The organism is Stenotrophomonas sp. CASM106, from assembly GCF_049384825.1.
In the GTDB taxonomy this organism is placed as follows: domain Bacteria; phylum Pseudomonadota; class Gammaproteobacteria; order Xanthomonadales; family Xanthomonadaceae; genus Stenotrophomonas; species Stenotrophomonas muris.
Genome location: NZ_JBMRFS010000001.1, coordinates 676,845 through 697,810 on the forward strand (window position 1 = coordinate 676,845; position 20,966 = coordinate 697,810).

Below are 20,966 nucleotides of genomic sequence, written 5' to 3' on the forward strand. Positions count from 1 at the left end.
CGGTAGCAGTTGCGGACGAGCCCGTCTCAGATCCACGCGTCGCTTGCTGAAGGATTCAGCTGGCCGCCGTTGCCGGGCTTTCAGAGCGCCGTGGCAGCGTCGCCTCGAACACCACCTGCCCCGCCTCGTTGCGCGCGCCGATGTGGCCGCCGTGCGCGCGGACGAACTGATCAACGATGTACAGGCCCAGCCCCAGGCCATTGCTGGGGTGGAAACTGGCCTTGAACGGCTCGAACAATCGCGGCAGCAGCGCGTCGTCGATCCGCCCGGCGTTGCTTACCCGCAGCAGCACGCTGCGCGGATCGCGGCCGTCCACCTCCACCCTCGCCTCGCTGCCATGGGTAAGCGCGTTGCCGACCAGGTTCGCGGCGACCTGGCCAAGCCGATCCAGATCACCCTGCAGGCGGGTATCGCCCTGCATGTCGAGATGCACCCGTGCGTGGCCGTGGGCGCTGCCCGCTTCGGCCACCACGGCACGCGTCACTTCCGCAAGATCGCAGGCACTTGCCTGCAGGCGCAGGCCGCCGCTGCGGATCCGCGAAAAGTCCAGCAGCTGCTCGACCATCCGCGCCATGCGCAGGGTGCTGGCTTCCAGGTGCTTCAGGGTCTGCTGCGCACCGGCATTGTCCTCTGGAAGCTCCAGCGCCAGCTTGTCGGCACACAGCAGGATCGCCGACAGCGGCGTGCGCAGGTCATGGGTGAGCACGGCCGCCATCGTCTCGTTGAGCTTGAGCGAACGTTCCAGCGCCTCGTTGCGCGCCTTCAGCAGCTGGCGCTGCTGGTAGAGCTCGATGAAGACGTTGACCTTGCTCAGGATCACCTGCGGTGCGACCGGCTTGTGCAGGAAATCGACCGCACCGGTTTCGTAGCCCTTGAAGGCACGCACCGGGTCATCCGGCGAGGCGGTCAGGAAGATGATCGGCACATCGCGGCTGCGGTGCGAACCGCGCATCAGCTCGGCCAGGGTGAAACCATCGATCTCCGGCATGTGCACATCCAGCAATGCCAGCGCCACCTCGTGCTCCAGCAGCAGCTCCAGCGCCTGCGCACCCGAGCCCGCAAGCAGCAGGTTCACGCCCTCGCGCTGCAGCAGCGCCTGCATGGCTACCAGGTTCTGCGGCACGTCATCGACGATCAGCAGGTTGACCGGGGTCTGCGACTGCGCAGGGTCCGGTGGCAACAGGTTCATGCAAACAACTCCTTCAGGCGACGGCACATCAGTTCAAGGGGCAGCACGGCATCGGCGCCAGCGTGCTGCAGGGCGGAGGCCGGCATCATCGATGCCTCGGCCTCCTCGGGACATTGCAGCCAGGCGCGGCCACCAGCGGCGCGCACGGCGGCCACGCCTTCGCTGCCATCACTGCTGGCACCGGTCAGCAGCAGGGCCAGCACCTGCGCGCCGAACACCGCCGCCGCCGACTCGAACAGCGGATCGATGGCCGGGCGAGAAAACAGCACCGGTGCGTCCACCGACAGCGCCAGCGAACCGGCGTCTTCCACCAGCAGGTGATAGTCCGGTGGCGCAAAGGTCACCGTGGCAGGCTGCAGCGGCTGCTTGTCTTCGGCCTCGCGCACCGGCAGCGCGCAGTACGGCGCCAGCACTTCGGCGATGCGGCTGCTGCGATCGCGTGGCAGGTGCAGCACTGCCAGCACCGGCGCCGGCAGTGCCGCAGGCAGCGCGCCAAGCACCGTCTGCAGCGCTGCGACCCCACCCGCAGAGGCCCCGATCACCAGCACGGCCGGTCGTATCGGCAGGCTCATCAGGCGACTTTCCGGTACAGGCGATGCTCGCGCGAGCAGACCTCGAACGCACCGTGGTAGCGCCCGAACTGCAGCGACTCCTTGCTGCCCAGGCCAAGGAAGCCGCGATGCACCAGCGCATCACGGAACAGGCCCACCGCGCGATCCTGCAGGTCGCGGTTGAAATAGATCAGCACGTTGCGGCACGACACCAGGTGCACTTCGGAGAATACGGTGTCGGTGGCCAGGCTGTGGTCGGCGAACACCACGTTGCGGCGCAGCTGGCGGTTGAACACCGCGCCATCGTAGGCCGTGGCGTAGTAGTCGGAGAGCGAAGCGGTGCCGCCGGCCGCCAGGTAGTTGCGGCTGAACTGGGCCATGCGGTCGATGCCATAGGCACCGGCTTCGGCGGTGGCCAGCGCTGCCGGATTGATGTCGGTGGCATAGACGATACTGCGCTCGAGCAGGCCCTCCTCGTGCAGCAGGATCGCCAGCGACCACACTTCCTCGCCCGTACTGCAGCCAGCCACCCACAGCTTCACCGAGGGATAGGTGCGCAGCACCGGCACCACCTGCTCGCGCAGCTCACGGAAATAGGCCGGGTCACGGAACATCTCCGACACCTGCACTGTGAAGAACTGCATCGCCTGCGCGAACAGGTCCGGCTCGTGCAGCAGGCGGTGCTGCAGGTCGGCCAGCCGCTCGCACTCGTAGCGCTGCATGGCCTGGCGGATGCGCCGCCGCAGCGACGATACCGCGTAGCTGCGGAAGTCGTAGTGGTAGCGCTGGTACAGCGCTTCCAGCAGCACCTTCAGTTCCAGGTCGAACAGCGCCTGCTCGTTCATTGCCGCGAGCACCAGACACGGCACAGCGAGACCAGCTTGTCGACATCGATGGGCTTGGCGATGTAATCGTTGGCACCGGCCTGCAGGCATCGCTCACGGTCGTCCGGCATGGCCTTGGCAGTCAGCGCGATGATCGGCAGGTCCTGCAGGTGGCGCTGCGCGCGGATCTCGCGCATCGCGGCCAGCCCATCCTTCTCCGGCATCATGATGTCCATCAGCACCAGATCGACCTCGCGCTCGGCCAGGCGATCCACCGCTTCCTGGCCATTGCGCGCGATCTCCAGCGTGACGCCGAGCGGTTCGAGCACGCTGGACAGCGCGAAGATGTTGCGGACATCGTCTTCGGCCAGCAGCACGGTACGGCCATCGAGCACGGTGTCGCGACGGCGCGCTTCGCGCAGCAGGCGCTGCTGGTCGGTCGGCAGGCTGGCCTCGACGCTGTGCAGGAACAGGGTCACTTCATCCAGCAGGCGTTCCGGCGAACGCGCACCCTTGATGATGATGCTCTTGGAATAGCGGCGCAGGCGCTGCTCTTCCTCGCGGCTGAGCGCGCGGCCGGTATAGACGATCACCGGCGGGAAACCGACCTCATCGTTGCCGGCCATGTGTTCAAGCAGGTCGTAGCCGCTGCCGTCGGGCAGCGACAGGTCCATCACCATGCAGTCGAACGTGACCGTGCTGAGCTGTTCCAGTGCACCGGCCAGGGTGCCCACCGCGACGATCTGCAGCTGGTCGCGGCCCAGCAGCAGTTCCAGGTTGCTGCGCAGCTCGCTGTCGTCCTCGACGATCAGCAGGCGCCGCACGTCGCGCTGGCTGGTCTGTTCCAGCTGCTCGATGGCCGTCACCAGCCGCTCGCGCGTGGTCGGCTTGATCGCGAAGCCGATCGCGCCCAGCTCGCGCGCCACCTGGCTGCGGTCCGTTGCCGAGACCACATGCACCGGGATGTGCCGGGTTTCGGGGTTGCGCTTCAGGCGCTCCAGCACGCTCAGGCCCGACACGTCCGGCAGGCCGATATCAAGCAGGATGCCGTTCGGACGCAGCTCACTGGCAAGTGTCAGCGCTTCTTCCGCCGTACCCGCCACCACGCAGTCGAAGTCCAGTTCATGGGCCAGGGCCACCAGTGCCTCGGCGAACGTGGCATCGTCCTCGACCGCCAGGATCAGGCGCCCGGCGCGCTGGCGGCGGCCGCGGTCGTCGGCCACGCCGGCCGACGCAGTGGCCGGCGCCGACGCAGTGGCAGCGCGCACCGGCGCGGGCGGCAGCACGGCCGGTGTCCGTGCCGGCGCCGGCACTGCCACGGGGGCCTCGGCAGCCTCGGCTGCGCTCGCCGCGGGGGCGCCCTGCAATGGCAGCTCCAGGATGAAGCAGCTGCCGCGCCCGGGCTCGCTGTCGACCTGGATCTGGCCGCCCATGCGCTCGGCCAGATCGCGCGAGATCGACAGGCCCAGGCCGGTACCGCCGTAGCGACGGCGGGTGCTGCCGTCGGCCTGGCGGAAGGCTTCAAAGATGACGTCCAGCTGCTCGCGGGCGATGCCGATGCCGGTGTCGCAGACCTCGAACCGGATGCGGCCATTGCCGGCCGCACGCACGTGCAGGCTGACCTTTCCGTGCTCGGTGAACTTCACCGCGTTGGCCAGCAGGTTCTTCAGGATCTGCTGCAGCCGCTGGCTGTCGACCACCAGCTGGCTCGGTGCCAGCGCATCGGCTTCGATCTGCAGGGCCAGGCCCTTCTGCCGCGCCATCGGCTCGAAGGTCTCGCGCAGGCGCTGCAGCGCGCTGTCGACCACCACCACTTCATCGGACAGTTCGACATGGCCGGCCTCGATGCGCGACAGGTCGAGGATGTCGTTGATCAGTGCCAACAGATCGTTGTTGGACGAGAGGATCGCACGGGCGTACTTCACCTGTTCTTCGGTGAGCGTGCCGTCCTTGTTGTCGGCCAGCAGCTTGGCCAGGATCAGCGAGCTGTTCAGCGGCGTGCGCAGTTCGTGCGACATGTTGGCCAGGAACTCGGACTTGTAGCGCGACGTCGCGGCCAGTTCGTTGCTGTTGCGCACCAGCTGGCTCTGCGCGACCAGCAGCGCCTGCTTCTGCGCCTCCAGCTCGTGGGTGCGCTCTTCCAGCTGCACGTTGCTCTGTTCCAGCTCGGCCTGCTGTTCTTCCAGGTGGCTCTGCGACTGCAGCAGGCTGCGGCTCTGCTCTTCCAGTTCCTCGTTGGCCACGCGCAGCTCTTCCTGCTGGGCCTGCAGCTCCTCGCCCTGGCGCTGCGACTCTTCCAGCAGCACCACCAGTTGCGCACGCAACAGCGATGCGCGCAGCGCCAAGCCGATGGTCTCGGCACAGCGCTCCAGCAGCTCGCGATCCAGATCACGCTGTTCACCGACCCGGGCGCGGCCCAGTTCGATGATGCCGACCACGGCACCGTCGCTGCTGAGCGGCGCCAGGATGCGCTCGCGCACCGGCAGCCGGCCCAGGCTGGTCTGCAGTTCAAGCACGGCGGCATCGTCGCCATGCAGGTGGCGGATCCGTTCATCACGAGCGACCTGCCCGGCCAGCCCTTCGTGCAGGGCCAGCGAGGCCGGCGCTCCCGAAGGCAGCGCCATGCCACCGGTCAGCTGCAGCCGTCCGCCTTCCAGCCGATAGACCGCACCGACCTCCGCGTCCAGCTGCCCGGCCAGGCTCGTCGCAGCCGCCTCGGCGATCTGCTCCGGCCCCAGGTCGCCGCGCAGGCTCGACGCCACCGTGTTCTCGGCCTCCTGCAGCCAGAGCGCGCGCATGGCCTGGCGGCGGGCCTGGATGGCGCGCGAGACGATCAGCGCGATCATCAGGAAGGCGCAGCCACCGATGGTGCGGTTGACGAACGAGAACGACGAGTTGTTGCTGGCGGGCGCCACGTTGAAGCCGATCACCAGCAGGACACAGGCGATCATCGCGACCACGAACGGCGCGCGCGCACTGCGCTGGAACACCGTGACGCCCACGGCCAGGAAATAGGCCAGCCAGACCGCGTATCCCAGCGGCACCACCAGTTCCAGCGCGATGGTCGCCGCCAGCAATACGGCAGAGGTCATCCAGATCCAGCGGTCACGCGTAGTCGCACCAGGACGCATGCAGGTCGGTTCCAGAAGGCAAAGGGTGGAAGATGGTACTCCGTGTCGCATTCAGCCGCACAGGACAAATGGCACGTGTCAGGTGTGCACGCATCCTTCACACTTGAATGCCTAGCTTCACGTCCCTCACAGGGGTAACACTTATCTACACGTGGACGCAGCTGCCTCTACGATGTCCGTGCTGACGGACCCTTCCCGACAACTGCGATTGCTGATCGACAGCGTGCGCGACCATGCGCTGTACCTGCTTGATCCTGAAGGCATCGTCTGCAGCTGGAACCCGGGCGCCGAGCGCATCAAGGGCTATTCAGCCGATGAAGTGGTGGGTACGCACTTCGGTCGTTTCTACCTGGCCACCGAGCGCGAGGCCGGCGAACCGCAGCGCCTGCTCCGCCTCGCGGCGCAGCAGGGCCATGTTGCCAGCGAGGGCTGGCGGGTACGCCGCGATGGCTCCTCGTTCCGCGCCAGCGTGGTCATCGAGCCGGTCGTCGAAGCGGGCGAACTGCTTGGCTTCGTCAAGATCACCCGCGACATCACCGAGCAATGGCAGGCACAGCGACTGCTGCGCGATGCCCAGCGTGCGCTGCGCAACACCCAGCAGTTCGAGACGGTCGGCCGGCTCAGCCGCGGCCTGTCGCACGAGTTCAACAACCTGCTGACCACCATCGGCAACGCACTGGACCTGCTGTCGCTACGCGTCCGCGGTGACGATGCACGCGCCGCCGAGCTGCTGGACGCTGCGCAGGCGGCCACCGACCGCGGCGCCCTGCTGACCCGCCAGCTGCTGGCCTTCAGCACGGGCCAGACCTTGATCCGCGAACCGCTGGACATCAACACGCTGGTACAGCAATGGCTGCCGGGCCTGCAGCGCGCCTGCCCGCCCACGGTGACGCTGGACGCCTGCCTCACGCCGGGCCTGCCGCAGGTGTGCACCGACGCGATGCAGCTGCAGGCTGCCCTGGCCAACCTGGTGGCAAATGCCGTGGAGGCCACCATCGATGGCGGGCGCATCCTGATCGGCACCGCGCTGGAACATCGGCTCGACCCGGATGCGGACACTACGCTGCAACGCGGCTATGTCACCCTCAGCGTCTGTGACGAAGGCCATGGCATGGCGGCCGACATCGCCGAGCGCGCCAGCGAGCCCTTCTTCACCACCAAGGACATCGGCAAGGGCAGCGGCCTGGGCCTGAGCCAGGTGTTCGGATTCACTACCCAGAGCGGCGGCTTCGTCGATGTGTCCACCACGCCCGGTGTCGGCACGACGGTAAGCCTGCTGTTACCCGCATCAGAGGAAGCAACCCATGACCGATGAACCGATCCGCGTACTGATGGTGGAGGACCAGAACGATCTGCGCGAGATGATCGGCCTGGCCCTGCGCGATTTCGGCATCGAGGTCGCCACCACCGCCGATTGCCACGAGGCGGCGGAGCTGCTCAAGGGCGAGGCGCGTTTTGACGTGGTGTTCAGCGATGTCAGCATGCCCAACGGCATGTCCGGCATCGAACTGAGCGAGCACGTCGCCCGCGAACAGCCGCAGGCACGCATGATCCTGTCCTCCGGCTACGCGCGCTCGCAGCTGCCGCCGCTGCCGGAGCAGGTGGAGTTCCTGCCCAAGCCCTATCGCCTGCGCCAGCTGGTTGAACTGCTCAAGCAGGACTGAAGGCGTACCGGCCTGCGTGGCCATGCTCAGCGCCGGGCCCGCTGCATGAACAGCAGCGTCGGCGTGGATGCAGCGTCCACCGGCTCGAAGCCGAGCGAGCGGTACAACGCAACTGCGGCGGCATTGTCCCGATAGACCCGCAAGGTCAGCCGTTCAACGGCAGCAGCCTGGAACGCCTGCGCGATCAGCGCCTGCACCAACCCACGCCCGAGACCGCGGCCCCGCGCGCCTGCGGCGCAACCAGCAGGCGGCCCAGATGGACGGTGCCCGGCTGCGTGGGCCAGGCCTGGCCGAAACCCACGCGCTGGTCGCTTGCGTCCAGCAGCAGCCACCCCGGGCGTTCGCGCAGCTGCAATACGTGCTCGAACCGATCGGGTGGCAGTGGATAGGGCACGCGCGGCCCGGCCCAGCGCAGCGTGGCTGCGGCCGAATCCAGCCACCCGGCGATGCTCGCGTAGTCCTGGGGTTGCACGGGCTGCAGGCGGTGGTCCATGGCGGGCGGATCGCGTGGCGAGGCGCCAGCATATCCGAGCGGCCTGGCGGGCAGCGCGCGGACGTGGCGCCGCAAACATGGTGACCCCGGCCCGATTCGAACGGGCGACCTTCCCCTTAGGAGGGGGGCGACGGCGGCAGCAGGAGTAGCAAAGGCTCAGGCACCGGCTGCCAAAGCTATGCCAATCAGCTCGAAATTTGTGCCGCGCCGGACGCATTCGGATGATTCGCGAGGTGGCTCAACCTCCAGCGCCTCAAGAGTTTGCAGGTTTGCGCGGCAGGCCAGAGTCATATAGTTTTGAGGCTCAGCTGGCCCCAGAGGCTACACCCGTGAGCGGAATGTATCTGCTTGGATTGCTACTTTTGCTCGGCCAGGACGCCACTCCGCCGGCTACCTCCGGAGTTGCCCGAGAAGAGATTGCCGTCGCCGCTGCCGAAGCGGCTGAATCAGCCAATATCTTTGCTAACTGTGCTGGTTGGTGGGATTTCATGGCCACCCACGAGCGATCAGCCGGTCGGCCGGCTTCTGCCGAGCAGTTCAAAAACCTCGGAAACGGTGCACAGACTGCAGCGTTGTGGCTGCATGGTCAGGCATATGCGTTGACCGCGACCAAACCTGCCCGCTACCGGGCTTGGTTACCAATGGTCGCGCCCTTACGGGAGGGGGCAGCTATCAGAGCCGCTGCCATGGCGGAGCATGGAAAAATCGACTTGGTGCGATCTGAATTGCAGCGCTGCGAAGCCTTGCTGGAGAGCAAGCAGCAGGCCATCGACAGTATCAGGAAGGATAGTGTTCAACGAGAGCTGGATGCCTCGACCGCGGGTCACTAGTCCCGGGCGACGGCGACATAGATCGCGCGAAGCTTGGCCATAAAGTTCTATCCCCGGGTGACAATGCGCCGGCTGTACCGGGCGAACCCTGCTCGGGCGCCGCTGTGACTTTTCATGGCGCACACGGGGCTTCGGCGGGGCGAGATCATCGGCCTGGAGAAAAGCTGGGTCGTCGCCGGTCGCCTGCCAGCGGAGAGCGACCCGGACGAGAGCGGCGAAGGCCGGACGAAGTCCGAGAAGTGGCGGGGGGTTCCCCTCAACCGCTATGCCAAGTGGGCGTTACACCATGCCAGATCCCCTCGTAAGGGTGCACAAGGACACTGTCTCGGAATGGTTCAAGAAGGATTCCGCGTTTGTCGGAATTGGCGCGCAGCCACATAGGCTCCGCCACACATTGGGCGCTCACATGGTCATGGCCGGAGTGCCACTTCGTCGCGTGCAAATCTTGGCAGGACATGCAGACTACGCAACTCCAGAGAAATACTACGCACACCTCACGCCCGATGGAGATCACGATACAGTGTCAAATCTCAAATTTTGAATTAGCGTCCTGAGGGACGGGGTGGACCTGATCAGGCAAATCAACAAGCAATTCAAAGTCGCCACCTCTGCATGCATCAAAACTATCGGGCCAACGCGTTTCAAATTGACACAGAACACGAAACGCGAACGGCGCATCGGGATTAACCCTTTGAACAGTGACGCTAACATCTTGGCTAGCCTTCTTCATCAGAAAGCTAAAGTCTTTGGAGAAATAGCGAGGAACATAGCCAACATGGTGGGCCGATCCGTGCCTCTTAAGCAAAAGAGCATGGCGATCCGACTCGTTATTGAACTCGGGAACAAGAACCAGCTCATCCCCGTCTTGCAAGTGAGAAAATTCGAATTGCTCCCTTTGAGAAAGGTAACGAACACCATGCACAAAAAAAGATACCCGATACATCCCGTCAGACGAGCGCTCTGGAACAGGAATTAGCTCAATCGAATCCGTACCCCGCTGACCACCCGTAACGGCAAGCTCATCGAAGAAGGTGAGTTCAGACTCCTTCTTCCCTAACCACCGAGCAAAGGATGAAAAATCAGCCCTGTTTCTGGAGATAACTCGATTCTTTAGCAGCGGAAACAGTCCGACCGAGAAGTAGGCAGCTTTAAGATCGCCCATGCGACCAAAACCACTAAAATGGTCAAATCTATTTACACCCTTGGTGTAACGCAGCAAATAGATATCTTCACTCAGGTTCGGCGGCCTAATGTGATCAACACATGCAACCGGAAACCATGAACGCGAGACAGAATCCTGCAATGCCAGATAGACTTTTTTCATAGCGTCAACGCCAGCAACCTCTTCCTATTTTCCATCAAGAGCTGAACTGCAAACTCGCGACCTATATTCGTGATATGCGAGTCAGGAATGAGCAAAAAAAGCTGACGGAAAAATTTTTCATCTAACCTGTGAAGTTGCCGTAACCAGTAAAGAGCATCTTCCCTACTATAGCCAGCGAAATCCAGGAACGCGCTCACTGTTGTTAGCCGTTCCCCCGTTTTCCTATCGAACAGCTGACTGAGTGCTTTGGAGGCATAGCCCACAACATTGTGGCGGTCGTCCTTATGGGCAAGCTTGATCTCACGGCGAGCATCCATGAGCTCACGACCTAGGCTGGATGCATGGTCAAAAGTCGGAGCCAAATAGATCCTTCGCTCATATGTCACAATGCCCCAGTTCTCCTCGTGGCGATCTTGATTTCCAATCAGTACATCTAACATCAAGTACCCGGCCATAACCCCTACGGGGGTCATGGTTGACACTGGCGCAGCCCATCCGAGTGGAAGCTCAAGAGAAGGCAGACTTACCAATAGCCTATGGATGCGTGCGGCCGTGTGAAAAAGCTTGCGCTGTGCGGCTCTCACCGCCCTGGCAGCAGAGGTGCCAGGCGGCGGCCCGATCAGCTCGTTTCCAACCACAAGGCGTCCGCCATCCACCGGTGTGAAGTTTAGGCTTCGCACACCTCTCGGCTCTCTCTCCGGCTCACCCACCACCGGGTCGGGAAGATTGATGGCCTCGGCAAGGTCGTACAACGCGAAGGGTAGTCCCAACTCCTTGGCGATCAACGCGGCAACGACTTCGGCCCAGTCTTCTCCAGTGTCCTTGCGCCGGGCCTTGAACAAGTACTTCCGGTCGTCGTACCAGAACTTGTCTTTACTACCAAGCTGCTCAAAGGTGTCAAGCTCGTCCGCGTTCACCGTCACCACTTGCAGCACTATGCACTCCTGTCGTCGCACAGCATGCGACGGGTGGCGGCTGATCGGTGTGCCAAGTGTGCCATTCTGTTGACGTAAGCGTCCTAGATATGGCTACCAGAACTGCCGAACGCCAAGCTAAGCTCTTGATTTATGGTGACCCCGGCCCGATTCGAACGGGCGACCTTCCCCTTAGGAGGGGGACGCTCTATCCAGCTGAGCTACGGGGCCATGCAGCCGGGAAGTTTACAGGCAACGTGCCCTGCCCTCCAAGCATTCATGTTCGGCCAGGCCTGGCTGGCGCGTTGCACCATGGTCGGCCGGGGCGCTCTGCTACCATCGGCGATTCAGTTCATCGCGTCCCCCACCTGCCCGCGATGGCGCCAAACAACGTAACGAAATACAGGAGTCTGCATGTCTTCCGAGCTGCTCAAGTCCCTTGGCCTGGACGCGATCAACGCTGGCACGTACCTGGGCAACGGGGAGTGGTCGAGCGCGACCAGCGGTGAGCTGATCACCCCGGTCAACCCGACCACCGGCGAGCCGATCGCGCAGGTCCGCGCGACCACCGAGGCCGAGTACGAGACCGTCGTTGCCCGCGCCCAGGAAGCCTTCAAGGTCTGGCGCACCACGCCGGCCCCGCGCCGCGGTGAAGCCGTGCGCCTGTGCGGTGAAGCACTGCGCAGGCACAAGGACGCCCTGGGTTCGCTGGTTGCGCTGGAAATGGGCAAGAGCAAGCCGGAAGGCGATGGCGAAGTGCAGGAGATGATCGACATCGCCGATTTCGCCGTCGGCCAGAGCCGCATGCTGTACGGCTACACCATGCATTCCGAGCGCCCCGGCCACCGCATGTACGAGCAGTACCACCCGCTGGGCCTGGTCGGCATCATCTCAGCCTTCAACTTCCCGGTCGCGGTGTGGAGCTGGAACTCGTTCCTGGCCGCCATCTGTGGCGACGTGTGCATCTGGAAGCCGTCCAACAAGACGCCGCTGACCGCCATCGCCTCGCTGAAGATCTGCAACGACGCCCTGCGCGAAGCCGGCTTCCCGGACATCTTCTTCCTGATCAACGATGCCGGCACCGCGCTGTCGGAAAAGATGGTCGATGACCGCCGTGTGCCGCTGATCAGCTTCACCGGCTCGACCCAGGTCGGCCGCACCGTCAACGAGAAGGTCGCGCGCCGCCTCGGCCGCTGCCTGCTGGAACTCGGCGGCAACAACGCCATCATCCTGGACGAAACCGCCGACCTGAAGCTGGCCGTGCCGGGCATCGTGTTCGGCGCCGTCGGCACCGCCGGCCAGCGCTGCACCACCACCCGCCGCCTGATCGTGCATCGTTCGATCTACGCCGATGTGCTGGCCACCCTGGTCAAGGCCTACAAGCAGGTGGAAGGCAAGATCGGCGACCCGACCGATGCGGCCAACCTGATGGGCCCGCTGAACAGCGAAGGCGCCGTGCAGCAGTTCCTCGATGCGATCGCCCAGGCCAAGGCGGCCGGCGGCACCATCGAGACCGGTGGCAGCCGCATCGACCGCCCGGGCAACTTCGTGTTGCCGGCCATCGTCTCCGGCCTGAAGAACAGCGACGCCGTGGTCCAGCACGAGACCTTCGCGCCGATCCTGTACGTGATGCCGTACGACACCCTCGATGAAGCCATCGACATGCAGAACGGCGTGCCGCAGGGCCTGTCGTCCTCGATCTTCACCCAGAACCTGAAGACTGCCGAGAAGTTCCTGTCGGCCGCCGGCAGCGACTGCGGCATCGCCAACATCAACATCGGCACGTCCGGTGCGGAGATCGGCGGCGCCTTCGGTGGCGAGAAGGACACCGGCGGTGGCCGCGAGTCCGGTTCGGATGCGTGGAAGGTCTACATGCGCCGCCAGACCAACACCATCAACTATTCGGATTCGCTGCCGCTGGCCCAGGGCATCAAGTTCGACCTGTGATGGCGAACGACGAGGACACGTCCGTGGGTCAGAGCCCCTCCGGGGATCTGGCCCCAGCGAGGGGTCGGATCCCCGCAGGGGCTCCGACCCTCGATTTCAGCGGCCGCCGCGTGCTCATCGCCGGCGGCAGCAAGGGCATTGGCCGTGAAATGGCGCTGGCCTTTGCCGGCGCCGGCGCACAGGTCTCGGCCTGCGCCCGCGGCCAGGCCGGCCTGGATGCCCTGCGTGCCGATGCACGGGCGCAGGGCTTCGAACTGCACGCGTTTTCCACCGATCTGGCCGATCCCGGCCAGATCCAGGCCTGGCTGCAGGCCGCTGCCGATGCCCTCGGCGGTATCGATGTACTGGTCAACAATGCCACCGGCTACGGCATGGCCGATGACGAGGACGGCTGGGCCGCCAGCCTGCAGATCGACCTGATGGCGGCCGTGCGTGCCTCGCGCCTGGCACTGCCATGGCTGCGTGCCTCCAGCGACGCCTGCATCCTCAATCTGTCGTCGATTGCCGCGCAGCAGCCGCGCCCCGGTGGCGCGCCGTATGCTGCGGCCAAAGCGGCGCTTTCGCACTACACCACGTCACAGGCGCTGGCGCTGGCCAAGGACCGGATCCGGGTCAATGCCATCGCCCCGGGCTCGATCGAGTTCGATGACGGCCTCTGGGACCGTCGTCGCGTCGAGGACCCCGCGCTGTACCACGGCACCCTGGCGAAGATTCCGTTCGGCCGCTTCGGCCACCCGCGCGAGATCGCCGACGCCGCGCTGTTCCTGTGCTCGCCGCTGGCGCGCTGGGTCACCGGTAGCGTGCTCAATGTGGATGGCGGCCAAGTCTTGATGGGCTGATACCGGCACTTCGGTAGCCGCCAACCCTGGTTGGCATGCCTTTCGTCGACCAAGGTCGACGCCTACCAGGGCCGAAATCCCTTCGTCGACCAAGCTCGACGCCTGCCAAGGCCGATATCCCTTTCGTCGACCAAGGTCGACGCCTACCAGGGCCGATATCCCATTCGTCGGCCAGGGTCGACGCCTGCCATCGCATCCGCCGGGCATGGGATTGCCGGGGCAGAGGCACTATCATGTGCACACTGCCAAGGAGGACCCCGATGAGCGTGGCACCCCGACAGACAAGCGCCCTGGCCGTGGTCAGCCTGGTCATGGGCATCGCCAGCTGGACCGTCCTGCCCTTCGTGGCCAGCATCGTCGCCATCATCACCGGCCACATGGCCCGCGCCGAAATCCGCCGCCGCCCGCACGAACTGGAAGGCGATGGCCTGGCCGTCACCGGCCTGGTGCTGGGCTGGGTCATGGTCGGCGCGGCACTTGCCGCCATCGTGGTCTTCATCCTGTTCTTCGGCGGCCTGGCGTGGCTGGCGGCGGTGTCGAACTGACGCCATGACCGCCTCCGACAGCACTGAACGCTTCAGCAGCCGCGTCGCCGACTACGTCCGCTACCGGCCCGACTACCCACCCGCGCTGCTGGAGTGGCTGCATGGCCCGATGGGTGTCAGCCAGCAGGCGCGTGTGGCTGACATCGGCGCCGGTACCGGCATTTCCAGCCGCCTGTTCCTGGCCAGCGGCCATCCTGTTGTCGCGGTTGAGCCCAATGCGGCCATGCGGGGCGCGGCCGAAGAATGGCTGGCACCGCAGTACCCGCAGTTCCGTGCGGTGGATGGCCGCGCCGAGGCCACCGCGCTGGACGATGCCAGCATCGACCTGGTCAGCGTCGCGCAGGCCTTCCATTGGTTCGACACCGTGGCGGTACGCGCCGAGTGGCAGCGCATCCTGCGCCCCGGCGGCCAGGCCCTCATCTACTGGAATTCTCGCCTGCTCGATGCCAGCCCGTTCCTGGTCGGCTACGAACAGCTGCTGCTGGACTACGGCACCGACTATACCGCCGTGGCCGAGCGCTACCAGGACGACGCCACCATGCAGGCCTGGTTCGGCGCTGGCCTGCGCGGCAGGGTGGAGCTGCCGAACGTGCAGCACCTGGACTTCGACGCCCTGCGCGGGCGCCTGCTGTCCTCCTCCTACGCCCCTCAACCCGGTCATCCGCGCCACGCACCGATGATCGACGCTCTGCAGCACCTGTTCGCCGCCCACGCGGTCGACGGCCAGGTTGCCTTTGAATATCGAACCCGAGCCTTCCTCGGCACGCTGGACTGAACCGACGCATGTATTCGCTTGCCCGCCCCTTCCTGTTCTCGCTCGACGCCGAGCGCGCCCACGGCCTTGGCCTGTCCGCACTGGACCTGGCCTATCGCACCGGCACCACGCCGCTGCTGGCCGCACGCATCGCGCCGATGCCCAGCACGGTGTTCGGGCTGACGTTCCCCAACCCGGTCGGCCTGGCCGCCGGCCTGGACAAGAACGGGGAGCACATCGATGCATTGTTCGCGCTCGGCTTCGGCTTCGTCGAAATCGGCACGATCACCCCGCGCCCGCAGGCCGGCAATCCGCAGCCGCGCCTGTTCCGCCTGCCGGAACACAACGCGATCATCAACCGCATGGGCTTCAACAATGCGGGCGTGGACGCGCTGGTGCGCAACGTCGAGCGCGCGCGCAACCGCCGCGGCCTGCTCGGCATCAACATCGGCAAGAACAAGGACACTCCGAACGAACAGGCCGTGGACGATTACATCGCCTGCCTGGACAAGGTGTACCCGCTGGCCGACTACATCACTGTCAACATTTCCTCGCCCAACACCGCCGGCCTGCGTGAACTGCAGGAAGAAACCGCGCTGCGCCAGCTGGTCAGCCAACTGCGCGACCGCCAGGAAGATCTCGCGGCCCAGCACGGCCGCCGCGTGCCGATGCTGGTGAAGGTGGCGCCGGACCTCAGCGAGCGCGACATCGATGCCGCCGCCCGCGTGCTGGGCGAGCTGCAGGTGGACGGCGTGATCGCCACCAACACCACCATCGACCACAGCAAGGTGGCCGGCGATCCGCTGGCCAACGAGGCCGGTGGCCTGTCCGGTGCGCCGGTGCTGGCGCAGTCCACGCTGGTGCTGCGCCGCCTGCGCTCGCGCCTGCCCGAGTCGGTGCCCTTGGTCGGCGTCGGCGGCATCCTGTCCGGTGCCGACGCGGTGGCCAAGATGGCGGCCGGTGCCGCGCTGGTGCAGTGCTACAGCGGCCTGATCTTCCGTGGACCGGCGCTGGTTTCCGAATGCGTGGAAGCGATCCGTCGCCGCCGCGAAGCGCCCAGCCGCGGCGCGGTGGCCCCACTGTGAGCGCGCCCATGGACACCATCGACGGCAACGCCCCGCTGCGCTGGACACTCACCCGCAATGCGCCGCTGCAGGCACTGAACACCTTCCACGTGCAGGCCAATGCGGAACAGCTGCTCGAACTGCACGATGCCGCGCTGCTGCCGGAGGTGCTGGCACTGCCCGAGGTGGCCAACGGCCCGCTGCTGGTGCTGGGCGCCGGCAGCAACGTGCTGATCGCCGAGGATCTGCCCGGTACCGTGCTGGTGTTCGGCAACCGCGACATCAGTTTCCTTGAACACCGCGCCGACCATGCCGTGATCCGCGCCGGCGCCGGCGTGCCCTGGCATGGCCTGGTGATGTGGTCGCTGCAGGAAGGCCTGTCGGGCCTGGAAAACCTGGCGCTGATTCCCGGCACCGCCGGTGCCGCACCGATCCAGAACATCGGCGCCTATGGCGCGCAGGTCGGCGAGTTCATCCAGGCGGTCGAAGCCTGGGACTGCCAGGAGCAGGCCTGGGTGCGCCTGGATAACGATCAGTGCGGTTTCGCCTACCGCGACAGCGTGTTCAAGCAACAGCCCGATCGCTACCTGATCACCGCCATCGAACTGAAACTGCCACTGCTGCACGATCTGCGCATGGACTACGCCGGCATCCGCGAGGAACTTCAGGCACAGGGCGTGGAGCTGCCGGGCGCGGTGGACGTTGCCAATGCGGTGATCGCGATCCGCCGCCGCAAGCTGCCCGACCCGGAGGTACTCGGCAATGCCGGCAGCTTCTTCAAGAACCCGGTGCTGCCGCTGGAGCAGGTCGACGTGCTGCTGCAGCACTTCCCCGACCTGCCGGTGTTCCCGGCCGAGCAGGACGACAAGCGCAAGGTCTCGGCGGCCTGGATGATCGAATCCTGCGGCTGGAAGGGCTTCCGCGACGGCGATGCCGGCGTGGCCCCCAGCCACGCGCTGGTGCTGGTCAACCACGGCAATGCCAGCGGCGCTGAACTGCTGGCGCTGGCGCGCCGCATCTCGGCCTCGGTGCTGGAAAAATTCGGCGTGCCGATCGAACCGGAGCCCCGCCTGCTCGGCGCACAGTGGTGAACAGCCCCACCCTTTCCCCCAGCGCCACCCCGATGCGGGCGGCGCTGCTGATGCTCGGCAGCACGATGGCGTTCGGCCTGATGGCGGTGGCGATCCGCTATGCCACGCGCTACGTGCCCACCCAGGAAGTGGCGTTCTTCCGCAACGCCTTCGGCCTGCTGGCGCTGCTGCCGATGCTGCTGCGGCCCGGCCGTGCGCCCTTGAAGACGCAGCAGCTGCCACGCTATTTCGTGCGCAGTGCAATCGGCCTGGGCTCGATGCTGTGCGCATTCTGGGCGCTGGGTCACCTGCCGTTGGCGCAGGCGGTTTCGCTCTCCTATTCCACGCCGCTGTTCGTCACCATTGCCGCCGTGCTGTGGCTGGGTGAAACCGTGCGCGTGCGCCGCTGGGCCGCGGTCGTGGTCGGCTTCATCGGCGTGCTGGTGATCGTGCGTCCCGGCACCGCCGGCTTCACCGCCGGCAGCCTGGTCGCGGTGGGTGCGGCGGTACTCAGCTCGCTGGTGGCGATCCAGATCAAGCAGCTGACCCGCGTCGACAGTGCCGATACCGTGGTGCTCTATACCTACGTGTTCTGGGTGCCGCTGTCGCTGGTGCCGGCGCTGTTCGTCTGGGCCTGGCCAACCGGGTCGGCCTGGCTGTGGCTGCTGGCCACCGGCGTGCTCGGCACCGTCGGCCAGCTGTTGTGGACCCGCGCGCTACGGCTGGGCGAAGTCTCCGCCCTGACCCCGATCAGCTTCCTGCAGCTGCCACTGGTAACGCTGTTCGGCTGGCTGCTGTTCAACGAAACGGTGGACCGCTGGACGATCATCGGTGCCGGCATCATCCTCGCCGCCAACGCCTACATCGCCCACCGCGAAGCCGTGCTGTCACGCCGCGCTGCAAGCGCGGCGGCCTCTGCAGCGGCCAAGCCCGCAGAGTAGATCCACACCCCGCGCAGACACCGCGGCCCCCTGTAGAGCCGAGCCATGCTCGACTCATCGCGCAGCGTGAGGGTTCATCGTGGAAATGCCATCCACGCATGGCGTGGATCTACAGCGCGCGATACACCCGCTCTGCCGCGTCGAATACATTGCCCGGTGCGAACTGTTCGCTGAGGAAATGCAGCGACTGCCGGCGCAGCTGCGGCGAACGGTCCTCTCCATCACTGCCCAGCAGGACCTGCTGGAACTCGATCAGGTCCTGCAGGATGCGCCAGTGCCGGTACCAGGCGATCCAGCGTGGATCGCCGCGGTCACTGCCATAGCCTTCCTCGAATCCCAACGGGTTCTCGCGCCCCCAGCGCCCACCGACCGCGCCACCGATGAACATCAGGTCGCGCTCGCGCGGGGCCAGCGACAGGCCATCCCAATCGATCAGGTGCAGGCTGCCGTCATTGCCCATCAGCAGATTGCCGGCATGCAGGTCGGTGTGGCACAGGTGCAGCCGCACCGGGACATCCTGCAACGCCGCGTGCAGCTGCAGTGCCTGCGCATGCAGCGCCGCGATGCGCGCATGCTGCTGGTCCCAGACGGATACGAAGGCGCGGCCCAGCCCATCCCTGGCGGCCGCCAGGCCCTCGCCGGCCAGCCATTGCCCGACCGTATCAAGCGCCGCGGTTTCCATCCGCAGGCTCGGCAGCGCCTCCTGCAGCGCCGGTGGCGGGCACGCCTCGTGCAGGCGCCGCAGCACCTCGCCCAATCGTTGCCACTGCGTGCGGCTCAACGCCGCCTCGAAGCCGGACTGGCCTTCCACATACGGGAACAGGGTGAACTGCAGGCCCCAGCGCTGCACTGACGCTCCACCGGTCAGGGCCGGCCAGGGCGCGACGATTTCCTCGATGCCCAGCGTGCCGCGCAGCCAATGCAGGGTGTCCCAGACGGCAGGGGCAACCTGGTAACTGCGGCACTTCAACCACCATTGCCCGCGCCGTGCATCGATGCGATACACACTGGCGTTGGCATCGGCGCCAACCGGGCGTGGCACCACGGCATTGGCGGTGATGCCATAGGACTGCTGAAGGACTTCGCCGAGATGCTGCGCCGAAGCGAATGACATGGATGCAAGCGGAGAGTATTACCTGCCGCCACTATCGCAGATGCGCGGGCCGCGACACAGACATGTCCGTCACAACATCGTGCCTGCGCGACCAAAGTGCTAGCCGGCGACGCGTCGCATCACCGCTTCCAATGGGCCCCGCGCGAACCGCCAGGACCACAGCCACGCTGCGCTCGTGGCCAGCATCAGGAACAACAATGCCCACAGCAGCACCGACGCGAGCGACGCGCTGCCATCAAGCAGGCCCAGGCCTTCCAGCGTGCCCATGCCCAGCAGGATATGGCCGACGTACAGGGTCAGGGTCATGCGCCCGGCCGCGGTGAACGGTTCCAGCCAGTCACCCGGTCGTACACGCGTCAGCCACAGGCAGGCGGCAATGACACTGCAGGCCGCGCCCGCGCCTGTGAGTACGTAGGCCGGTCCCGGTGGCATCGGCTGCGTTCCCAGCCACGCCTGCCAGGACGTCCCCTGCGCAAGCTGCTGCACGCCATGTCCAGCCACGATCAGCATCAGGCCCAGCACCAGCAGCGCGCGCTGGACCCGCGGTTGCGACAGTTGCAGCCGCGCCAGCAGCATGCCCAGCAGGAAGAAGCACAGCCACGGCAGCAGCGGATGGAACCCGTTGAACAGCAGGTTGCGGGCCGCGCCCGGCCATTGCCACAGACCGGCGTATTCCAGCGTCTGCCAGTTCCATCCCTGGCTGTAGTCCCAGTGCAGCAACGCCCAGAACGAACAGGCCGCGATCCCCACGATGCTGGCCAGCAACACCCGCGGCGAGGCCCGCAGCCACAGCACGGCCAGCGCGAAATACACCGCGTAGTAATGCAGGATATCGGCCGGGAACAGCGTCAGGTTGAGCAGGCCCAGCACCAGCAGGAACAGTGCGCGCCGCCAGGTCTGCACACTGGCCGGCCACCAACCCTGCCGATGCGTGCCCAGTACCAGGCCCAACCCGGCCAGCGTAACGAACGTCGCCGAAGCCTTGCCTTCCAGAAAGTGGAAGACGCCTGCCAACCATCCGGCGCCCTCTGCCGGCACGGCCATCGCCAGGCGGAAGTTGACCAGCACCATGCCGGCCAAGGCCAGGTAACGCGCCAGATCAACGCCGTGCAGTCGCCGGTCGACGGCGCTCATGCGCGTGCGCCCAGCAGCAGCGCAAGCAGGCCGAGATCCAGCGATGCCTCATCGGTGCCCCCGGCTTCGCCCAGCCCTCGGCGCAGGGCATCGCTTTCGATGGCATCCAGCAGCACCTGTGCCTGCAGTGCCGGGGCCAGCACGGGGCGCCGACGTTCGCGCCGTGCCACCTGCTGCAGGGCTTCGGCCAGCGTCGCCTGCAATTGCCTGCGATTGGCCGCAAATGCCTCGGCCACGGCCGGATTGCGTGCGCTCTCGGCCAGCACTTCGACGGCGAGCGTTGCCCACTCCGGTTGCCGGCACAGTGCGTGGAAGTCCTGAAGGAAAACCAGCACCCGTGCGCGCTCGCCATCGGACGCGGCCAGTCGCTGCAGCAACGGTGCCAGTTCCTCGCCTTCGGCCACGGCCACCGCAAGGATGATCGCCTCCTTGCCCGGGAAGTGGTTGTAGAGATTGCCGAGGCTGACGCCGGCCGCCTGCGCGATGTCACGCATGCTGGTCTGGTGGAAGCCCTTCACGAGGAAACACTGCAGGGCGGCCTGCAGGATCTGCGCGATGCGTTGCTCGTTGCGGTCGGTTCGGTTCATGCCATAAATAGTGAACGAACGTTCGTCCCTTTTTAAGGGCGCACGCATCCG

22 protein-coding genes and 2 tRNA genes are annotated in these 20,966 nt (G+C 65.9%); 11 read left to right on the forward strand and 13 right to left on the reverse strand.

Features of this window, described 5'->3' with window-relative positions; all coding sequences use genetic code 11:
• Nucleotides 1-55 precede the first annotated feature (55 nt).
• Genes VG556_RS03145 through VG556_RS03160 form a run of 4 tightly spaced genes read right to left on the reverse strand, consistent with a single transcriptional unit; the run spans nucleotide 56 to nucleotide 5,695 of the window.
• Nucleotides 56-1,189 carry a hybrid sensor histidine kinase/response regulator gene (locus tag VG556_RS03145; protein ID WP_032957670.1) on the reverse strand — a complete coding sequence of 378 codons (1,134 nt, stop codon included), beginning with the start codon at nucleotides 1,187-1,189 and terminating at the stop codon, nucleotides 56-58.
• Entirely contained in the window at nucleotides 1,186-1,761 is a 576-nt protein-coding gene (locus VG556_RS03150; protein WP_032957669.1) for a chemotaxis protein CheB, read from the reverse strand. The genes VG556_RS03145 and VG556_RS03150 overlap by 4 nt, the downstream gene beginning before the upstream one ends.
• Complete coding sequence (locus VG556_RS03155; RefSeq protein ID WP_049406524.1) at nucleotides 1,761-2,585, reverse strand: CheR family methyltransferase; 825 nt, start codon at nucleotides 2,583-2,585, stop codon at nucleotides 1,761-1,763. Before VG556_RS03155 ends, VG556_RS03150 begins: the two co-directional genes overlap by 1 nt.
• Nucleotides 2,582-5,695: a response regulator gene (locus VG556_RS03160; RefSeq protein WP_049406526.1), complete on the reverse strand. Its 3,114-nt coding sequence runs from the start codon at nucleotides 5,693-5,695 to the stop codon at nucleotides 2,582-2,584. The genes VG556_RS03155 and VG556_RS03160 overlap by 4 nt, the downstream gene beginning before the upstream one ends.
• Nucleotides 5,696-5,846: 151 nt before the next feature.
• Here VG556_RS03160 and VG556_RS03165 point away from each other — a divergent pair, with 151 nt between their 5' ends.
• On the forward strand, nucleotides 5,847-7,010 hold the full coding sequence (locus VG556_RS03165; RefSeq protein ID WP_401733632.1) for a two-component system sensor histidine kinase NtrB: 1,164 nt from the start codon (nucleotides 5,847-5,849) through the stop codon (nucleotides 7,008-7,010).
• Nucleotides 7,000-7,359, forward strand: coding sequence for a response regulator (locus tag VG556_RS03170; protein ID WP_111144246.1), 360 nt, complete (start codon nucleotides 7,000-7,002; stop codon nucleotides 7,357-7,359). Before VG556_RS03165 ends, VG556_RS03170 begins: the two co-directional genes overlap by 11 nt.
• 26 nt (nucleotides 7,360-7,385) lie before the next feature.
• Here the strand turns inward: VG556_RS03170 and VG556_RS03175 are convergent, their stop codons facing one another.
• From VG556_RS03175 to VG556_RS03185, 3 genes are all read right to left on the reverse strand, one after another.
• Nucleotides 7,386-7,556: a GNAT family N-acetyltransferase gene (locus VG556_RS03175; protein WP_321210530.1), complete on the reverse strand. Its 171-nt coding sequence runs from the start codon at nucleotides 7,554-7,556 to the stop codon at nucleotides 7,386-7,388.
• Entirely contained in the window at nucleotides 7,544-7,852 is a 309-nt protein-coding gene (locus VG556_RS03180) for a hypothetical protein (protein WP_321210529.1), read from the reverse strand. Before VG556_RS03180 ends, VG556_RS03175 begins: the two co-directional genes overlap by 13 nt.
• Before the next feature lie 78 nt (nucleotides 7,853-7,930).
• Nucleotides 7,931-8,035, reverse strand: a tRNA-Arg gene (locus tag VG556_RS03185).
• A gap of 155 nt (nucleotides 8,036-8,190) precedes the next feature.
• Between VG556_RS03185 and VG556_RS03190 the strand changes: the two genes are divergently transcribed.
• Both VG556_RS03190 and VG556_RS03195 read left to right on the forward strand, forming a co-directional pair.
• Nucleotides 8,191-8,682, forward strand: a complete 492-nt coding sequence (locus tag VG556_RS03190; RefSeq protein ID WP_146257724.1) for a hypothetical protein — start codon at nucleotides 8,191-8,193, stop codon at nucleotides 8,680-8,682.
• 286 nt (nucleotides 8,683-8,968) lie between these two features.
• The gene (locus VG556_RS03195) at nucleotides 8,969-9,223 is read left to right on the forward strand and encodes a site-specific integrase (RefSeq protein ID WP_238381439.1); all 255 of its coding nucleotides are present in this window, start codon (nucleotides 8,969-8,971) and stop codon (nucleotides 9,221-9,223) included.
• On the opposite strand, the gene VG556_RS03200 is transcribed toward VG556_RS03195, so the two are convergent.
• From VG556_RS03200 to VG556_RS03210, 3 genes are all read right to left on the reverse strand, one after another.
• A complete protein-coding gene (locus VG556_RS03200; protein WP_100449941.1) occupies nucleotides 9,206-10,006 on the reverse strand; it encodes an HIRAN domain-containing protein in 801 nt (266 codons plus the stop codon). The two genes, VG556_RS03195 and VG556_RS03200, sit on opposite strands and share 18 nt — an antisense overlap.
• On the reverse strand, nucleotides 10,003-10,941 hold the full coding sequence (locus VG556_RS03205; RefSeq protein WP_100449940.1) for a hypothetical protein: 939 nt from the start codon (nucleotides 10,939-10,941) through the stop codon (nucleotides 10,003-10,005). The genes VG556_RS03200 and VG556_RS03205 overlap by 4 nt, the downstream gene beginning before the upstream one ends.
• A gap of 133 nt (nucleotides 10,942-11,074) precedes the next feature.
• Nucleotides 11,075-11,151 (reverse strand) — tRNA-Arg (locus VG556_RS03210).
• A gap of 183 nt (nucleotides 11,152-11,334) precedes the next feature.
• On the opposite strand from VG556_RS03210, the gene VG556_RS03215 reads away from it, so the two are divergent.
• The 7 genes from VG556_RS03215 to VG556_RS03245 all read left to right on the forward strand — a co-directional run bounded on the left by VG556_RS03215 (nucleotide 11,335) and on the right by VG556_RS03245 (nucleotide 18,080).
• Nucleotides 11,335-12,867 (forward strand): aldehyde dehydrogenase family protein, encoded by a 1,533-nt coding sequence (locus VG556_RS03215; RefSeq protein ID WP_014646923.1) that lies wholly within the window; start codon nucleotides 11,335-11,337, stop codon nucleotides 12,865-12,867.
• Entirely contained in the window at nucleotides 12,867-13,706 is an 840-nt protein-coding gene (locus VG556_RS03220; RefSeq protein WP_181452940.1) for an SDR family NAD(P)-dependent oxidoreductase, read from the forward strand. The genes VG556_RS03215 and VG556_RS03220 overlap by 1 nt, the downstream gene beginning before the upstream one ends.
• A gap of 260 nt (nucleotides 13,707-13,966) precedes the next feature.
• A complete protein-coding gene (locus tag VG556_RS03225) occupies nucleotides 13,967-14,251 on the forward strand; it encodes a DUF4190 domain-containing protein (RefSeq protein ID WP_014646921.1) in 285 nt (94 codons plus the stop codon).
• Nucleotides 14,252-14,255: 4 nt separating this feature from the next.
• A complete protein-coding gene (locus VG556_RS03230; RefSeq protein ID WP_100449938.1) occupies nucleotides 14,256-15,026 on the forward strand; it encodes a class I SAM-dependent methyltransferase in 771 nt (256 codons plus the stop codon).
• 8 nt (nucleotides 15,027-15,034) lie between these two features.
• Nucleotides 15,035-16,090, forward strand: a complete 1,056-nt coding sequence (locus VG556_RS03235; RefSeq protein WP_100449937.1) for a quinone-dependent dihydroorotate dehydrogenase — start codon at nucleotides 15,035-15,037, stop codon at nucleotides 16,088-16,090.
• Nucleotides 16,091-16,098: 8 nt separating this feature from the next.
• Nucleotides 16,099-17,160, forward strand: a complete 1,062-nt coding sequence (murB, locus tag VG556_RS03240) for a UDP-N-acetylmuramate dehydrogenase (protein ID WP_100449936.1) — start codon at nucleotides 16,099-16,101, stop codon at nucleotides 17,158-17,160.
• Between the two features lie 32 nt (nucleotides 17,161-17,192).
• Complete coding sequence (locus VG556_RS03245) at nucleotides 17,193-18,080, forward strand: DMT family transporter (protein WP_049406338.1); 888 nt, start codon at nucleotides 17,193-17,195, stop codon at nucleotides 18,078-18,080.
• Between the two features lie 109 nt (nucleotides 18,081-18,189).
• On the opposite strand, the gene VG556_RS03250 is transcribed toward VG556_RS03245, so the two are convergent.
• The 3 genes from VG556_RS03250 to VG556_RS03260 form a co-directional block, all read right to left on the reverse strand.
• Nucleotides 18,190-19,194 carry an aminoglycoside phosphotransferase family protein gene (locus VG556_RS03250; protein ID WP_032959991.1) on the reverse strand — a complete coding sequence of 335 codons (1,005 nt, stop codon included), beginning with the start codon at nucleotides 19,192-19,194 and terminating at the stop codon, nucleotides 18,190-18,192.
• A 99-nt stretch (nucleotides 19,195-19,293) separates the two neighbouring features.
• Nucleotides 19,294-20,328 carry a DUF418 domain-containing protein gene (locus VG556_RS03255; protein WP_100449935.1) on the reverse strand — a complete coding sequence of 345 codons (1,035 nt, stop codon included), beginning with the start codon at nucleotides 20,326-20,328 and terminating at the stop codon, nucleotides 19,294-19,296.
• The gene (locus VG556_RS03260) at nucleotides 20,325-20,915 is read right to left on the reverse strand and encodes a TetR/AcrR family transcriptional regulator (RefSeq protein ID WP_100449934.1); all 591 of its coding nucleotides are present in this window, start codon (nucleotides 20,913-20,915) and stop codon (nucleotides 20,325-20,327) included. Before VG556_RS03260 ends, VG556_RS03255 begins: the two co-directional genes overlap by 4 nt.
• Between the last annotated feature and the right edge of the window lie 51 nt (nucleotides 20,916-20,966).

What these genes read in the sequence shown, in the direction of transcription:
- VG556_RS03260 (WP_100449934.1), bottom strand. Translation starts at nt 20,915, where the DNA reads ATGAACCGAACCGACCGCAACGAGCAACGCATCGCGCAGATCCTGCAG.
- VG556_RS03170 (WP_111144246.1), top strand. Translation starts at nt 7,000, where the DNA reads ATGACCGATGAACCGATCCGCGTACTGATGGTGGAGGACCAGAACGAT.
- VG556_RS03150 (WP_032957669.1), bottom strand. Translation starts at nt 1,761, where the DNA reads ATGAGCCTGCCGATACGACCGGCCGTGCTGGTGATCGGGGCCTCTGCG.
- VG556_RS03225 (WP_014646921.1), top strand. Translation starts at nt 13,967, where the DNA reads ATGAGCGTGGCACCCCGACAGACAAGCGCCCTGGCCGTGGTCAGCCTG.
- VG556_RS03255 (WP_100449935.1), bottom strand. Translation starts at nt 20,328, where the DNA reads ATGAGCGCCGTCGACCGGCGACTGCACGGCGTTGATCTGGCGCGTTAC.
- VG556_RS03215 (WP_014646923.1), top strand. Translation starts at nt 11,335, where the DNA reads ATGTCTTCCGAGCTGCTCAAGTCCCTTGGCCTGGACGCGATCAACGCT.
- VG556_RS03145 (WP_032957670.1), bottom strand. Translation starts at nt 1,189, where the DNA reads ATGAACCTGTTGCCACCGGACCCTGCGCAGTCGCAGACCCCGGTCAAC.
- VG556_RS03180 (WP_321210529.1), bottom strand. Translation starts at nt 7,852, where the DNA reads ATGGACCACCGCCTGCAGCCCGTGCAACCCCAGGACTACGCGAGCATC.
- murB (WP_100449936.1), top strand. Translation starts at nt 16,099, where the DNA reads ATGGACACCATCGACGGCAACGCCCCGCTGCGCTGGACACTCACCCGC.
- VG556_RS03250 (WP_032959991.1), bottom strand. Translation starts at nt 19,194, where the DNA reads ATGTCATTCGCTTCGGCGCAGCATCTCGGCGAAGTCCTTCAGCAGTCC.
- VG556_RS03155 (WP_049406524.1), bottom strand. Translation starts at nt 2,585, where the DNA reads ATGAACGAGCAGGCGCTGTTCGACCTGGAACTGAAGGTGCTGCTGGAA.
- VG556_RS03190 (WP_146257724.1), top strand. Translation starts at nt 8,191, where the DNA reads ATGTATCTGCTTGGATTGCTACTTTTGCTCGGCCAGGACGCCACTCCG.
- VG556_RS03245 (WP_049406338.1), top strand. Translation starts at nt 17,193, where the DNA reads ATGCGGGCGGCGCTGCTGATGCTCGGCAGCACGATGGCGTTCGGCCTG.
- VG556_RS03195 (WP_238381439.1), top strand. Translation starts at nt 8,969, where the DNA reads ATGCCAGATCCCCTCGTAAGGGTGCACAAGGACACTGTCTCGGAATGG.
- VG556_RS03220 (WP_181452940.1), top strand. Translation starts at nt 12,867, where the DNA reads ATGGCGAACGACGAGGACACGTCCGTGGGTCAGAGCCCCTCCGGGGAT.
- VG556_RS03200 (WP_100449941.1), bottom strand. Translation starts at nt 10,006, where the DNA reads ATGAAAAAAGTCTATCTGGCATTGCAGGATTCTGTCTCGCGTTCATGG.
- VG556_RS03230 (WP_100449938.1), top strand. Translation starts at nt 14,256, where the DNA reads ATGACCGCCTCCGACAGCACTGAACGCTTCAGCAGCCGCGTCGCCGAC.
- VG556_RS03235 (WP_100449937.1), top strand. Translation starts at nt 15,035, where the DNA reads ATGTATTCGCTTGCCCGCCCCTTCCTGTTCTCGCTCGACGCCGAGCGC.
- VG556_RS03160 (WP_049406526.1), bottom strand. Translation starts at nt 5,695, where the DNA reads ATGCGTCCTGGTGCGACTACGCGTGACCGCTGGATCTGGATGACCTCT.